15 protein-coding genes are annotated in these 13,433 nt (G+C 60.2%); 4 read left to right on the top strand and 11 right to left on the bottom strand.

Annotated elements, in window-relative coordinates; genetic code table 11:
* Window positions 1-22 precede the first annotated feature (22 nt).
* Genes AB3G35_RS16550 through AB3G35_RS16540 form a run of 3 tightly spaced genes read right to left on the bottom strand, consistent with a single transcriptional unit; the run spans window position 23 to window position 2,201 of the window.
* Window positions 23-535 (bottom strand): hypothetical protein, encoded by a 513-nt coding sequence (locus AB3G35_RS16550; RefSeq protein WP_369781778.1) that lies wholly within the window; start codon window positions 533-535, stop codon window positions 23-25.
* The gene (locus AB3G35_RS16545) at window positions 532-1,281 is read right to left on the bottom strand and encodes a DUF2092 domain-containing protein (RefSeq protein WP_369782752.1); all 750 of its coding nucleotides are present in this window, start codon (window positions 1,279-1,281) and stop codon (window positions 532-534) included. Before AB3G35_RS16545 ends, AB3G35_RS16550 begins: the two co-directional genes overlap by 4 nt.
* A gap of 11 nt (window positions 1,282-1,292) precedes the next feature.
* Window positions 1,293-2,201 carry a transporter gene (locus tag AB3G35_RS16540; protein WP_086797443.1) on the bottom strand — a complete coding sequence of 303 codons (909 nt, stop codon included), beginning with the start codon at window positions 2,199-2,201 and terminating at the stop codon, window positions 1,293-1,295.
* Between the two features lie 1,151 nt (window positions 2,202-3,352).
* Here AB3G35_RS16540 and AB3G35_RS16535 point away from each other — a divergent pair.
* On the top strand, window positions 3,353-3,706 hold the full coding sequence (locus AB3G35_RS16535; protein WP_166672918.1) for a hypothetical protein: 354 nt from the start codon (window positions 3,353-3,355) through the stop codon (window positions 3,704-3,706).
* Between the two features lie 7 nt (window positions 3,707-3,713).
* Window positions 3,714-6,077 (top strand): DNA polymerase II, encoded by a 2,364-nt coding sequence (locus tag AB3G35_RS16530; protein WP_340056766.1) that lies wholly within the window; start codon window positions 3,714-3,716, stop codon window positions 6,075-6,077.
* Here AB3G35_RS16530 and AB3G35_RS16525 read toward each other — a convergent pair.
* The 3 genes from AB3G35_RS16525 to AB3G35_RS16515 form a co-directional block, all read right to left on the bottom strand.
* Window positions 6,074-6,355 (bottom strand): hypothetical protein, encoded by a 282-nt coding sequence (locus AB3G35_RS16525; protein WP_016781210.1) that lies wholly within the window; start codon window positions 6,353-6,355, stop codon window positions 6,074-6,076. The two genes, AB3G35_RS16530 and AB3G35_RS16525, sit on opposite strands and share 4 nt — an antisense overlap.
* 84 nt (window positions 6,356-6,439) lie before the next feature.
* On the bottom strand, window positions 6,440-6,808 hold the full coding sequence (locus AB3G35_RS16520; RefSeq protein ID WP_016781209.1) for a type II toxin-antitoxin system HigA family antitoxin: 369 nt from the start codon (window positions 6,806-6,808) through the stop codon (window positions 6,440-6,442).
* Between the two features lie 3 nt (window positions 6,809-6,811).
* Entirely contained in the window at window positions 6,812-7,114 is a 303-nt protein-coding gene (locus tag AB3G35_RS16515) for a type II toxin-antitoxin system HigB family toxin (protein ID WP_016781208.1), read from the bottom strand.
* Between the two features lie 248 nt (window positions 7,115-7,362).
* Here AB3G35_RS16515 and crcB (AB3G35_RS16510) point away from each other — a divergent pair, with 248 nt between their 5' ends.
* Window positions 7,363-7,743, top strand: coding sequence for a fluoride efflux transporter CrcB (gene crcB / locus AB3G35_RS16510; RefSeq protein WP_016781207.1), 381 nt, complete (start codon window positions 7,363-7,365; stop codon window positions 7,741-7,743).
* A 16-nt stretch (window positions 7,744-7,759) separates the two neighbouring features.
* Entirely contained in the window at window positions 7,760-8,164 is a 405-nt protein-coding gene (crcB, locus tag AB3G35_RS16505) for a fluoride efflux transporter CrcB (protein ID WP_016781206.1), read from the top strand.
* A gap of 63 nt (window positions 8,165-8,227) precedes the next feature.
* On the opposite strand, the gene kch is transcribed toward crcB (AB3G35_RS16505), so the two are convergent.
* The 5 genes from kch to ureG form a co-directional block, all read right to left on the bottom strand.
* Complete coding sequence (gene kch, locus AB3G35_RS16500; RefSeq protein ID WP_029611453.1) at window positions 8,228-9,403, bottom strand: voltage-gated potassium channel protein; 1,176 nt, start codon at window positions 9,401-9,403, stop codon at window positions 8,228-8,230.
* A gap of 90 nt (window positions 9,404-9,493) precedes the next feature.
* Entirely contained in the window at window positions 9,494-10,552 is a 1,059-nt protein-coding gene (locus AB3G35_RS16495; protein ID WP_169909988.1) for a HoxN/HupN/NixA family nickel/cobalt transporter, read from the bottom strand.
* A gap of 27 nt (window positions 10,553-10,579) precedes the next feature.
* Window positions 10,580-11,560: an urea transporter gene (gene yut, locus AB3G35_RS16490; RefSeq protein WP_083369539.1), complete on the bottom strand. Its 981-nt coding sequence runs from the start codon at window positions 11,558-11,560 to the stop codon at window positions 10,580-10,582.
* Window positions 11,561-11,763: 203 nt separating this feature from the next.
* Window positions 11,764-12,726 (bottom strand): urease accessory protein UreD, encoded by a 963-nt coding sequence (locus AB3G35_RS16485; protein WP_016781202.1) that lies wholly within the window; start codon window positions 12,724-12,726, stop codon window positions 11,764-11,766.
* Window positions 12,723-13,370 carry an urease accessory protein UreG gene (gene ureG, locus AB3G35_RS16480; protein WP_369781777.1) on the bottom strand — a complete coding sequence of 216 codons (648 nt, stop codon included), beginning with the start codon at window positions 13,368-13,370 and terminating at the stop codon, window positions 12,723-12,725. Before ureG ends, AB3G35_RS16485 begins: the two co-directional genes overlap by 4 nt.
* Between the last annotated feature and the right edge of the window lie 63 nt (window positions 13,371-13,433).

Raw genomic sequence — 13,433 nt, 5'->3', positions numbered from 1 at the left:
AGCATTCCTTGCTTGAGCACGGTTACCAGGGGGCGGGGACCACCACAAACTGCACGTTGCCACCCACATAGCGCGGCTGATACCAGGTCGGGCCGCAGTGTTGATACGCCACATTGTTGGCCACGACCGATACGCAGCCCGCAGGCACGCTGGTGACTTGCGAGCCGATGGCTATTGCCGTGGCCGTGGTTGCACCCACCACGGCGGCTGCGGCCCACGGGTGATACCAGTTGTCCGGCGGTGGCGGCGGTGGCATGGGCCTTGGCGGTGGCGGCATCGGCCGTGGCGCCGGGTAGGGATGTGGTTGCGGTTGCGGGTATGGGCGCGGCTCCGGTTGCGGGTGCAGCCTGGGTTGTGGCTGTGGGTGCGGTTGCGGTTGCGGCATGGGGTGCGGCGCCGGTGGATGTCCGCCAGTGTGCGGCACCACAAATGTACGTGCGCCACCACCTCCGCGCAGTTGCCAGGCCTGGGCGACGGAGGTGTGCAGCAGGCAGGCGCTGAGTACGCCACACAGCAGCCAATGCAGGCGCTTCATGGTTGCGCCTCCAGGCTGTACTTGCTTGGGGCCCATTGCAATGGCACTTCCTGCGCTCCGTGCGGGGGGTCGAACTCGAAGCTGGTGGCGCTGAGGGCAGGTTTTAGCTGCCAGGCAAAGTCGACGCTGTGACGCGGGTGTTCGGGTATGTCGCGGCGAGTGATGGTCAGGCGGCACGGCAGGGGTTGTTCGCCCTGACGCAGCCACAGTTGCCAGTCGATATCGTCCTGGCGCAAGACGTAATGATCACAGCGCTGACCGTCCAGTGTGTCACTGCCGATCAGCACGGCTGAACGCAGGCCGGCCTGTTGGGCGGTGCTGGCGTTCCAGCGAAACAGATCGGCCAGCGGCAGCTCGATGCCGTAGCGGGTATTGAGCAGGTCGATCAGTGCGTTGATGTTCGCCGGGGCGGGCGCGCTTGCGTAGTAGGGGCCGGGGCTCTGGTAAAGGGTAAAGCGCTTGCCGTCGTAATAAAGGGTGCGGCGCCCGCCCTGATTGTCCACCGAGACCTTCAGCTTGTCCGGCTGTTGGGCCAGCAGTTGGGTGGTGTGACGGAACTCGACGGTCTGGCCGTTTTCCAGCACCTGGTCGGTCTGGCTGCGGGCCTCGACGCCAAACTGCTTGAGGCTGCGCAGGTAACTGCCCATCCGCTCCAGGGCCTGCAGGGCAGCGGGTTCGACGGCCGCGCTGGCCTGGCCGGTGAACATCAGCAGCAGGCCGAGCAGGGCAGGGCGCATCAAGGGCATGGTCACGGCCTCTACCAGACGTACTGCATGCGCAGGGTCCAGGTGGCGATATCCGGTGAGCCCTTGCGCTCGGTCACGGTGTCGGTATAGGCCAGCAGGCCGCCGAACTGCGGTGTGAGCATAAAGCCCATGCTGGCACCGGCCAGGGTGCTTTCCTGTTTATTGTCCTGCCAGTCGCCGTCGATTTTGGTTTCGCCGCCGCGGGTGTAGGTAGCGTCCAGCGAGGCCCAGAGGGCACGGTTGAAGTCGTAGCTGTAATGGCCCTCGATGGCATACAGGGGTTTTTGTTCGAGCTTGCTGTTGCCCTGGTATTCATCGTTGGACCCGTACAACGACACCATGGTGTTGATCTCCAGCCAGGTGGGGCCAATGGGGGTGCCGAAACCTAGCTCGGGTTTGTACACCCAACGGTTGGCGCCGATATTGATCACCCGGTTCTTGTCATAGTCGCCGGTGGGTGTGGTGACTGTCAGGGCGGCGGTGAGGAAGGTCTCGGGAGTCCATTTGGCGAACTCCTCCTTGCTCAGCGCCGGGCCACCGAAGATGTTGTGTGCGAACACCAATTGGGTGTCACCCATGCCGCCGTTGTGCTTGGTGCCGGTAAAATAACGGGCATTGTCGAACGAGGCTGAGACGTCGGCGTAGGGTTGCAGGATCTCGATGGCGCTGTTGCGCCCGTCGATGCCGAATGAGCGGGCGTAACGCAAGATGTACAGGTCGGCATTGAGGGACAGCCCGTCGATGGGCAGCGAGGTGTCGATGGGGGTATTGGAGTCGACGCGGTTGTAGTAGCCGAACAGCATGTTCAGGTCGGTGGGTGTGTTTTGCCAGTCGCGGGCATTGTCGGCCCAGCCGGCCAGCGGCGTCAGGATCAGGGTGAGTGCCGTAAAACTGGCCTTGCGGGCGGTACTTGCTCCCATCGTAGTGCTCCTTCGATCGCTCTTTGGCGGTTTATCGTCCAATGCCCGGCGTGTTTATTTGTTTAATGAAGCTAGCAGTAACCGCAGACTTCGCTGGCTGGCGGCCGAAATGCTGCTGATTCTGTGGGCTGGGTCTCTTTTAAATGACGAGCGGTTCGGCCTCCCGATGGAGCGGGTAGATCAAAAGCCGTCGAGGCGGCCGACCGGCCGGCCTGTTTGGATGCGGGATTGGCGACCGACATTTTTTCTCTGTGGGAGCCGGGCTTGCCCGCGATGCAGGCTCCTCGTTCTATCTGGAGGAACATAGTGCTGCCATCGCGGGCAAGCCCGCTCCCACAAGGGGTTGGTGTTGTTTGAAATTTTTGCTTTTGCTTTTGCTTTTGCCACTCGATTGTCCAGGCGACGCGAATGTCCATAACAGTGCCCGAGTGAAGGCAGAACCCCTAGAACGCCGCGACGCATAGAGTGGATAGGTACTCGGTGGTGTTAACGGGTGTACCGGGTACATATCCGGAATTTGTGTCTAACAGAAATTATGGTTTCGCCCTTACGGCGAGTCACTTTTTCCAGACGCCGAAAAAGTAACCAAAAAGGCTTGCCCCTGGCGTACGGCCTTCGCTGCGCTCAGGTTCCCTCGTGCAGGTTAGCTCCGTGGGCACGCCGCCACGGGCCATCCATGGCCCATCGCGGCTCTCCCGGCATCCATGCCGGGAGGCCCACTGCGCAGAACCTCCTCTCGGCCTCCCGATGGGGCGGGTAGATCAAATGCCTCTGAGGCGGCCGACCGGCCGGCCTGTTTGGATGCGGGATTTGCGACCGACTTATTTTCTCTGTGGGAGCCGGGCTTGCCCGCGATGCAGGCTCCTCGTTCTATCTGGAGGAACATAGTGCTGCCATCGCGGGCAAGCCCGTTCCCACAGGGGATTGGTGTTGTTTGAGATTTTTGCTTTTGCTTTTGCTTTTGCCACTCGATTGTCCAGGCGAAGCGAATACCTCTCACAGAAGGCTGACCGGCGAGCCTGTTTTGGGGCGGGACCCGCGAACCTATGTTCTTTGGTCGAGCACGCCCCTCCAGCGGACTACTGGTTATTTAGCCACCTGTGGGCACTGACTGCGTGATATCGTATTGGCCTTTATCTAGGGGATATCCAATGCGAATGCTGATCGGCGTCATGAGTCTGGCCTTGCTGGCCGGTTGTGTATCTCCTGCGATGGACACTGCCCGTGCCAAGGCTCCAACCCGGGTGCTGGCTTCGGAAAAAGCCACGGCGCTGGTCGCCGAATGCATCAAGTTTTCCTGGCAGGATGAAAGCGTGTTCGGCGTCGATGCCAGTGCCTATATCAACAGCGACAAGGCCGGCAAACAGACGGTCTACACCCGTGGTGCCGAGTCCTTTGCCGATCTGCAGCCCCAGGGCACCGGCACGGCAGTGAGCTACTACGCCAAACAGCCGGGTGATGCTGCCGCCATGCGCCGCCTGGCGATGCTGGCGACGTGCCTGTAATCGCGTAATGGACTTGAGGCAGGGCTTTGTCCTGACCCGGCACTGGCGTGATACGCCGTCGGGCATCGAGGTCGAATTCTGGCTGGCCACCGATGACGGGCCGCAGCTTGTGCGCCTGCCTTATCAAACGTCCACTGCGTTTATCCCGAGCATTCAGTCAGGCCAGGCACAGGCGCTGTTGCAGGGCGAGGCGGGGGTGGAATTTCGTGAGCTGGCGCTGTGTGATTTCCAGTCACGCCCGGTGACCGGCCTGTATTGCCGCCAGCACGGCCTGCTGATGGACATTGCCCAGCGCCTGCGCCGTGCCGGGGTCGATGTGTACGAGGCCGACATCCGCCCGCCGGAGCGTTTTTTGATGGAACGCTTTATCACTGCTCCAGTGAGTTTCGGCGGCCGAGCCCAGGACGACGGGCCGCTGCTGGATGCGCGGCTCAAACCCCATCCAGACTACCGACCGCAGCTCAAACTGGTGTCACTGGACATCGAAACCAGCGAGCAGGGCGATTTGTATTCCATCGCCCTGGAAGGCTGCGGCCAGCGCCAGGTGTATATGCTGGGCAAGGCCACTGCGGCCGATACCCCGGTGGATTTCGACCTGGAGTTCTGTGCCACCCGCGGCGACCTGCTGCTGCGTCTTAACCAGTGGATGGCCCGGCATGACCCCGACGCGATCATCGGCTGGAATGTGGTGCAGTTCGACATGCGGGTGTTGCACGAGCATGCCCGGCGCCTGGGTATCCCGCTGCTGCTGGGGCGTGGCGGCAGTGAAATGCAGTGGCGCGAGCACGGCAGCCGCAAAAACCATTTTTTTGCCAGTGCTGCAGGGCGGCTGATCATCGACGGGATTGAGTCGTTGCGCTCGGCGACCTGGTCGTTTACTTCCTTCAGTCTGGAAAACGTCGCCCAGACCCTGCTGGGCGAAGGCAAGGACATCAGCACGCCGTACCAGCGCATGGACGAAATCAACCGCATGTTTGCCCATGACAAGCCTGCGCTGGCCCGTTACAACCTCAAGGACTGCGAGCTGGTCACGCGGATTTTCGCCAAAACCGAGCTTCTGACCTTTTTGCTGGAACGTGCCTCGGTCACGGGGCTGGAGGCGGACCGCAGCGGCGGGTCGGTGGCAGCGTTCTATCACCTGTACATGCCGTTGATGCATCGCCAGGGCTTTGTCGCCCCCAACCTGGGCGACAACCCGCCCCAGGCCAGCCCCGGCGGTTTTGTCATGGAGTCCCGGCCGGGGCTGTACGAATCGGTGCTGGTGCTCGATTACAAAAGCCTGTATCCGTCGATTATCCGCACCTTTCTGATTGACCCGCTGGGGCTGGTGGAAGGGTTGCGCGAGCCAAGCGACGAGGCCTCGGTGCCGGGTTTTCGCGGCGCGCGTTTCTCGCGTAGCCGGCACTGCCTGCCGGCCATTATCGAGCGTGTGGCCAATGGTCGCGAAGTGGCCAAGCGGGAGAAAAACGCGCCTCTGTCCCAGGCCCTGAAAATCATCATGAATGCTTTTTACGGGGTGTTGGGCTCCAGCGGGTGCCGGTTTTTTGATACGCGGCTGGCGTCGTCGATCACCCTGCGCGGGCACGAGATCATGCTCAAGACCCGGGCCCTGATCGAGGCCCGGGGCTTTAGCGTGATCTATGGCGACACCGACTCCACCTTCGTCTGGCTGCGCAGCGAGCACAGCGAAGCCGATGCCGCCCGGATCGGCCGTGAGCTGGTGGCGTATGTCAACGACTGGTGGCAGGCCCATGTGCGTGACGAGTACGGGCTGACCAGCGCGCTGGAACTGCAATTCGAGACCCACTACAGCCGCTTCCTGATGCCGACCATCCGGGGTGCCGAGGAGGGCAGCAAAAAGCGCTATGCGGGGCTGGTGGTGCATGCCGACGGGCGTCGGGAGATGGTCTACAAGGGTCTTGAAACCGTGCGCAGCGACTGGTCGCCGCTGGCCCAGCAGTTTCAGCAGGCGCTGTACCGGCGCATCTTCGACCGCCAGCCGTGGCAGGACTACGTGCGCGATTTTGTGCGCGCTACCCTGGCGGGCGAGCATGATGAACTGCTGATCTACCGCAAGCGCCTGCGCCGCCCGCTCAGTGACTACGAGCGCAATGTGCCGCCCCATGTGCGGGCGGCACGGCTGGCCGATGAGTACAACGACCTGCACGGGCGCCCGCGCCAGTACCAGAATGGCGGCAGCATCAGCTACGTGATCACCGTGGCCGGGCCCCAGCCGCTGGAGAACCGCACCGCCGAGGTGGATTACGACCACTATTTGACGCGCCAGCTGCAACCGGTTGCGGACGCGATTCTGGTGTTTGTCGACGACGATTTCAGCGCCCTGGTGGGCGGCCAGATGGGGCTGTTTTAGGCGTCGCTGGCAGGGCTGGCGGCGGCTTTGGAGCGGGCACGGTCCTTGGCAGCCTTGGCTTCGGCGGCCAGGCATTCCAGGCAGAACTGCTCGGCGTAGCTCATCAGGATTTCGGTGGTGTCGCCCTTGATCGTGCGGGATCCGGCGAGGATATAGCGCATGCGTTTTTCCGTAACCCCCAGGCGCAGGGCAATCCAGGCCGGGGTCTGGCCGATGCGGTCGACCAGTTTGTTGGCGTATTCGGTGGAGTGGTTGTAGCGTTCAGCGTTGGGAAACATAGGGGTTCCATGGGGCGGTAGGGTGAAGCCGGAGCGCATGGTACTCCTTTTCACCCGCGCCCATGATCTTGCCTGCCCCGGCGGTCATGATTTCACCGGCTTGATCAGGCTTTCTGCCGGGATGCCGAACATCTCATGCAGCTTCCAGATCATGGGCAGGGTCAAGGAGCGTTTGCCGTTGAGCACTTCATATACCCGGTTCTGCCGGCCGATAGCAGGCACCAGGTCAGCCGGTGACAGCCCGGACTGCTCCATTCTGAAACGGATGGCATCCACCGGGTTGGGCAGGTCGACGGGGAAATGCTTGGCTTCGTAGGCTTCGATCAGGGTGATCATCACCTCCAGGTAGTCGCCTTCAGGTGTGCCGGGCTGCGGTTCATTGTCGAACAGCGGCGAAACCGACTTCAGTGCGTCTTTGTAGTCCTGCTCTGTGCGAATTGGACGAATATTCATGGGTTACTCCATTTCCACGGTGTTGGCATCAATGGTGTCGTACTGCTGGTGAGTACCTGCGAATTTGATATAGATGGCGCTGTAGCGATAGGCCACAGCCACCACGAGCCGATAGGCGTTACCTTTGATGTTGAACACGACCCGGTTGCTCTTGAGAATGCTGGCATGGCGAAACTGCGCCTTGATGTCGGCCGGTGTTTGCCAGTTCGCCTTTTTTGCTTCATCAATCCAGCACAGGAAAGATTGCTCTGCGCCTGGATGCTTCTGCCAAAAGATCTTGAGCTGACTGATTGCGATGATTCTCATAAAATGATCCTAGTCCCATGGTGGGACTTTTGCAAGTTGGCTTTACGTCCTGTGCAGCTCAAATACCCCGCAATGCTCAAGAACGCCAGTTTGAAAACTTGAGCAAATATGAGCTGTGCCATTCAGGCCTCACTGTCCTCGGCATGGACTCATCTGTAACAGCGAAAGACCCGGCCCAAGTCATGCCCGCCCGCGGTTTTATGAACTAGAGTTCCCCCCAATCACCAACAGACACGAGAGGGATTTTCATGACTGCGCTGGATGTTTTCTGGGTCGGACTGGGGGGCGGGCTGGGCTCGCTGCTGCGCTGGTGGATCGGGTTGCGGGTCGGGCAGCTGTACAAGGGGCCGTTCCCGCTGGGCACGTTCCTGATCAACGTCAGCGGCGCCTTCGTGATCGGTTACCTGAGCATCCTGTTTACCGTGGACTGGCGCGACCGCTATGGCGATTTTCTTAGCGCCGCGGTGCTCACCGGTATCCTGGGCGGTTACACCACATTCAGCAGCATGCAGCTGGATGCCTCGAAACTGGCCAAGGCCAGGGATCGGGCATGGGCCGCCGGTTATCTGATTATCTCGGTTCTGGTCGGCCTGGCCGCCGCCGCGTTCGGCGCCTGGCTGGCGCGCTGACTCTGGAGCAAACCCCATGTTGAACATGATTATTCTGATTTTCGTTGGCGGCGCATTCGGCGCCATGTGTCGCGAGTTTGTCATGCTGTCGGTGCCGCGCCTGGCCGACGGTTTTCCGATGGATATCTTCGTCGCCAATATCGTCGCCGCGTTTCTGCTGGGCGTGGCCACGTCGCTGTTCAAGAGCAACCGGATCAATCAGTACGTACATGTAATGGTCGGCACCGGGATCATGGGCGGGCTGTCCACGTTCTCCAGTTTCGTCTTTGGCGCCGTCGAGATGATGCAAGACCCGGGCAGTGTTTTTGTCTCCATCTGCTATCTGGTGATCAGCCTGGTGATCGGCTTTGCCGCTGTTGAGCTGGGCCTGGCGGCCGGGGCCAAAGTGACTCCGCTACCCGCATCCGATACGCCGCAATAGACCTTTGCAACACCCATGAAAAAGCCCTCGTCAGAGGGCTTTTTTTGTTGCCTGCATAAAGGTTCAGGCCAGCGACGTACGCTTGCCGAAGAACATCTCGGTGATCAGGTCGTTATTGATTTGATCGCCCTGCAGGGTGCGCACCAGCAGTTCACTGCCCAGCAGCGGTAACGACAACACCATCGTCGGGTTGACGCGTTTGACCTTGGGCATGTTCCGCGTTTCGTTGACCAGCGCGATGATCTGGGTGTCGTCGCCAGCCACTTCCTTGGCCGCAAGGATGGTGAACACGTTTTCGGCATCGCTGTCGCACAGGGTGACGATGTACTTGGCGTCTTCAGCACCGGCCAGTTTAAGGGTCGACGCCGCCGACGGGTCACCTTCAATGATATCGGCCTTTTCCGGCAGGTCGTGCTGGCTGCCGGCAGCGCACACCACGGTGACATGCTCGCCACGATCGGTCAGGCCTTTGTAGACGTTTTGTGCCAGGGAGCCAACGCCAACGAGGATGTAGTGATTTTTACGCGCCATATGGGTAATCCTGCCTTTAACAATGCGTTGGATGTTGTTGCTGATCAGCGGGCCGGCAATGGACGCCACCGAAATCGCGAAGATGGTGATGCCCAGTATGATCACCGTCAGGGTGAAAAAACGTGCATCGGTGGTGTGCGGGACAATGTCGCCAAAGCCTACGGTGGACATCACCACAATGGCGAAGTAGAACGCTGAGGGCAGGTCCGTCACGGGTGGTGCAAAACCGTCACCGATGTAGAGCGTGCCCAGGGTGCTGTAGACGATCAGCGAGGCGATGCTGACCACCGCAAAGAAGCTGCCCGAGGCCAGGCTGTAGTGATCAAAACGGCGCCAGTAGAAGCCCAGTACGGCAATGGTGAACACCGAGAAGAAGGTCACGCCGTCAGGTTTTTTCAAAATGAAAAAATCCACGCAGACGGTGGCCACCAGCAGCAGCAGGGAAAAAAACCAGCTGATACGCGACTTGATCAGCAACCCCAGTGACATCAGTAACAGCACAAGCCCCACGACAAAACCGGGGATTTCCAGCAAGGCCAAAAAGCTTAATGCCTCCTTCCAGGTATCAAATGATCCGGACTTGGCGTTGGCGTGGGCAACACCACGCTCCAGCACCGGCAAAAACAAGAGAAAGCCGTTGATCGCCACCAGCAGGGCGACTCCATAGGCAAAGGAGATCCGATTTTTTACGTCCTGTAATAAAGTCATGGCACCTACGACGCGTCTGTTAAAGGGTGAGGGGAGTGTAGGTCAGGTTTTTCGGGCTGCCACCTGCAGCCCGTGTGCTTGAGCCTTGCCTCAGGCATTGGCTGGCAGTTGGTCATAACCGCGGATGTAGTAGTTAAGGGCTGAAATCAGCCAGCACAGGACAAACATGCCAATGATCCAGTAGCCAATCTCGCCGAAGTTTTCACTGATGGCATTGATCGGCGTCCATATCCCGCCCGTGAGTTGCAGTTTGTCGGCAATCAGCCCCAGCGCTTCGACGCCGCCGATAAACAGGGCAACCACCACCGAGGCGGCGGTGATGGTGATGTTGTAGTAGAGCTTGCGCACCGGTTTGGAGAATGCCCAGCCGTAGGCGCCGATCATCACGAAGTTGTCCAGCGAATCGATCAGGGCCATGCCCACGGCGAACAGCACCGGGAACACCATGATCGACCACAGGCTGATGCCGTGGGAGGCGCTGGTGGCGCTGATGCCCAGCAGGCCGATTTCGGTGGCGGTGTCAAAGCCCAGGCCGAACAGAAAACCCACCGGGTACATGTGCCAGCTTTTGTTGACCAGGTTGAACACCCGGCCAAAGACGCGCGCCATCAGGCCGCCCGGGTTGGTGGAAATCAGGTCCAGTTCCTCGGGTGGCAGGGAGTGACCGGCCTTGACCTGTTTGAACTTCCTGTACACCGAAATCAGGATCACCAGGTTGAGCACACCGAACAGCAGCAGGAATACCGAGGACACCAGGGTGCCGATCAGGCCACCCGTCTCGTGGAACCACTCCATGTCGTCCTTGAAGGCCATTGCCGTGGCCGCAATCGCGAAAGAGGCGAGCACCACAATGGTCGAGTGCCCCAGGGAGAACCAGGTGCCTACTGCGATCGGGCGTTTGCCCTGTTGCATCAGCTTGCGGGTGACATTGTCGATGGCGGCAATATGGTCGGCATCCACGGCGTGGCGCAGGCCGAAGCCGTACGCCAGCAACGCGGTGCCCATCAGCACCGGGTTGTTGCCGAACTCGGCAAAGGCCCAGGCCCAGGCGAGGAGGTTGGCCACGATCAAGCCGGTCAGCAGATAAATGGCACGACGCGTAGTGTTCGACGGTTCGGCATTCGTCAGGGGGTGGGCAATCGCGGTCATGGAAACGCTCCGGCAAAAGGATCGAAATTATTGGCGGTGGGCCGGCATCACGTCTTGGTTAGGCACCAGGAACAACCAGGATGCCAGTACAAAAGGCATGGTCAGGGTCGGGATGCCAATCGGGGCCAGTACTGTATTCAAGGCGCCCTGTACAAATACAGTGAAAATCACCCCGATCAGGGTGTAGATAAGCACGCGCCAGCTGGGCTTGTTGAAGGTCGAACCCAGGGCGATGGCGGTCAGCACGGCGCTGAAGGCATACAGGCCGTTGTTGATGCTGGCGTGTTCGGCTTGCAGGACCACGGCCACCAGCACTGCCAGCAGCGAGCCCAGCAGGCCGAACACCGCTGCCCACAACGACGACACCGCAAGCCCGGCGAGGAACAGCACGCTGCCGAGCACGGTGCTGATCAGAAACACTTCCGAGATCCCGTAGAAGGTGCTTTTGAACAGGTCAATGCCGTCGAACAGGCTAGTGTTGTACGCGACCAGGTCGTGGGGCAGGTTGGGGACGGGCAGGGCGCTGGAAGTCAGGCCGCCAAAGGCGTAGCTGGCCAGCAGCATGGTCCAGGTCACCAACACGAAGGGGGCGGTGAGGGCGGCGACTTTCCAGGTTTTCAGAATGTCGGCAATGCAGATGGTGACGATTACTGAGACCACGCTGCCGAGGATGATGCACAGCCACAGGATGGGGCTCACGGCGAGAAAGGTCGGCAGCGCAGCACCGACCAGGCAGCCGTTGTAGCCGTACAGGCCGGCCTTCCAGGAGGTGCGGTCCTTGAGGTGCATGCCGGTAAAGGTGGCCACGGCGGTGCCCAGTACACTGCCGAAGGCCATGGCCGGAATGCCTTCACCAAATGCGCCGACAAAGATCGCGGCAAAGAACAGCAGCCCGGTGAGGGGGTTGTTCTGGAACATGACCTGAGCACAACCGCGCAGGGTGACGTCGATAAATTCAAGGACGACATTGCCATCCGCGATTTTCGACCACTTGGATGCAGCTTCCATATTGACTCTCCCGATTGAGCATTTGGCCAGGATCAGCTTGCGTAGCAGCTGCCGTAGGAACGAGGCTGCGTTCGGCTGCGAAGCAGTCGTAAAATCAGACACCTGCGCTGTGTCAGCTAGTCTCTGATTTCAGGTTTTGCGGCCGCTACGCGCCCGAACGCAGCCTCGTTCCTACGGCAGCTGCTACAAAAGCCTCGATCTTTTTACTTCCACAAAAACGCCGGCTGCAGGGTCACGCCAAAAATTTCTTCGCGGGCCACCTTCCAGAACTCGCGAATCTGCGCCTTGACCTCACCGCTGTCGTTGCCCAGCACCTTGAAGATCAGCCCGCAGTCGTTGGGCAGGCGGGTCACGCCGCTGGCCAGCCCGGCCTCCATGTCGAACAGCGCCGGGATGCGCTCGACAATCCGGTCATGATGTTCCTTGGGCGTTAGCAACACCACGTTGCCGAACACATCGAAGGTCTGCATCACGCCGATGGCGTCCAGGCTCTCCTTTTTGGGCTCAAGAATGTACTTCTCGACAAACAACTCGCGGCCTTCGAGGTTCTCGGCACGCACCCGTGAGGAGTACACGTCAAAGCCGAAACGCTCATCCACATGGTGGTATTTGCGCCCCGACATCAGGGTTTCGCAGTAGATGACCGTCGCCGTAGGGTGGATCCTGATTTGCGTGTCGGTGATAAACCGTGCATTGCGATGGGGGATCAGCGGGTCGGGCATGAACTCCAGGTAGCCGTCAGCCTCGACGGTGAAGTGCTGGATTTGCGAGGCGTAGTTGGCATTCATCGAATGCACTTTGGTCGCGGACTGGGTGGTGACGTGCCCGCAGGCACCCACCCCCACGTTGACATCCGTGGCCAGGCGGTCGCCCTGCAGTATGCAACCGGAGGTTGAAATCATGGTTACGCACGGCAGCTCGGGCATCTCCTCGTCCCAATACAAGGCCCGCTGCACCAGCGACGGCACGCGGCGCTCCATATCGGCCAGCACGCTGCGATTACCGCGCTTTTCAAAACCCAGGCGCAAGTAACCGCTTTTGCCCACGGCACCGCTGTGCATTTGCGCCGGTTCGTCCTGGTACTGCGACAGCTCCGGCGCATCAATGCCGAGTGAGTGAGCGCGTAGCCGTGACGGGTTGTTCACGATCTGGCTCTGCGCTGTCATGCACTGACCCCGCTTTTGATCGCCGGTTTTTGTGCGAACAGGAACATGTGCTCGATCATGTCTACCAGCTCTTCAATGCCCTGGCCGGTCTTGCAGTTGGTGAGGATATACGGGCGGTTGCCGCGTACCACTTTGGTGTCGCTTTCCATCACGTCCAGGCTGGCGCCGACGTAGGGGGCCAGATCGATCTTGTTGATGATCAGGATATCGGCCTGCACCAGGCCCGGGCCGTTTTTGCGCGGGATCTTCTCGCCTTCGGCCACGTCGATCACATAGATATAAAAGTCGGCCAGGGCCGGGCTGAAGGTCAGGGTCAGGTTGTCACCGCCGCTCTCGATCATGATCAGGTCGCTGTCGGGGAACTTCTCTTCCATTTCCTCGACCGCCGCAATGTTCATGCTCGGGTCTTCACGCACTGCGGTGTGCGGGCAGGCACCGGTCTCGACGCCGAGGATCTTGTCTTCGTCGAGGATGCCCTTGAGGGTGCGCTTGACCTGCTTGGCATCTTCGGTGGTGACGATATCGTTGGTGATGATCAAGGGCTTGTAGCCACGGTTGATCAGGATCGGGGTGATCACTTCGATGATCGCGGTTTTACCTGAACCGACCGGGCCGCCAATACCAATACGAGTAATCTTTTTCACGGTTATTTCCTTACCAGATAGGGGAGCTGAAGCTGCGTCGACACACGCCGACGCAGCCCGGGG

This window comes from Pseudomonas sp. WC2401, from assembly GCF_041200115.1.
In the GTDB taxonomy this organism is placed as follows: domain Bacteria; phylum Pseudomonadota; class Gammaproteobacteria; order Pseudomonadales; family Pseudomonadaceae; genus Aquipseudomonas; species Aquipseudomonas fragi.
The sequence above is the reverse complement of the archived record's forward strand: the minus strand, read 5'-3'. Positions and strand labels throughout refer to the sequence as shown.

Coding starts and splice junctions, on each gene's coding strand:
- AB3G35_RS16550 (WP_369781778.1), bottom strand. CDS start 535: ATGAAGCGCCTGCATTGGCTGCTGTGTGGCGTACTCAGCGCCTGCCTG.
- AB3G35_RS16545 (WP_369782752.1), bottom strand. CDS start 1,281: ATGCCCTTGATGCGCCCTGCCCTGCTCGGCCTGCTGCTGATGTTCACC.
- AB3G35_RS16540 (WP_086797443.1), bottom strand. CDS start 2,201: ATGGGAGCAAGTACCGCCCGCAAGGCCAGTTTTACGGCACTCACCCTG.
- AB3G35_RS16535 (WP_166672918.1), top strand. CDS start 3,353: ATGCGAATGCTGATCGGCGTCATGAGTCTGGCCTTGCTGGCCGGTTGT.
- AB3G35_RS16530 (WP_340056766.1), top strand. CDS start 3,714: ATGGACTTGAGGCAGGGCTTTGTCCTGACCCGGCACTGGCGTGATACG.
- AB3G35_RS16525 (WP_016781210.1), bottom strand. CDS start 6,355: ATGTTTCCCAACGCTGAACGCTACAACCACTCCACCGAATACGCCAAC.
- AB3G35_RS16520 (WP_016781209.1), bottom strand. CDS start 6,808: ATGAATATTCGTCCAATTCGCACAGAGCAGGACTACAAAGACGCACTG.
- AB3G35_RS16515 (WP_016781208.1), bottom strand. CDS start 7,114: ATGAGAATCATCGCAATCAGTCAGCTCAAGATCTTTTGGCAGAAGCAT.
- crcB (WP_016781207.1), top strand. CDS start 7,363: ATGACTGCGCTGGATGTTTTCTGGGTCGGACTGGGGGGCGGGCTGGGC.
- crcB (WP_016781206.1), top strand. CDS start 7,760: ATGTTGAACATGATTATTCTGATTTTCGTTGGCGGCGCATTCGGCGCC.
- kch (WP_029611453.1), bottom strand. CDS start 9,403: ATGACTTTATTACAGGACGTAAAAAATCGGATCTCCTTTGCCTATGGA.
- AB3G35_RS16495 (WP_169909988.1), bottom strand. CDS start 10,552: ATGACCGCGATTGCCCACCCCCTGACGAATGCCGAACCGTCGAACACT.
- yut (WP_083369539.1), bottom strand. CDS start 11,560: ATGGAAGCTGCATCCAAGTGGTCGAAAATCGCGGATGGCAATGTCGTC.
- AB3G35_RS16485 (WP_016781202.1), bottom strand. CDS start 12,726: ATGACAGCGCAGAGCCAGATCGTGAACAACCCGTCACGGCTACGCGCT.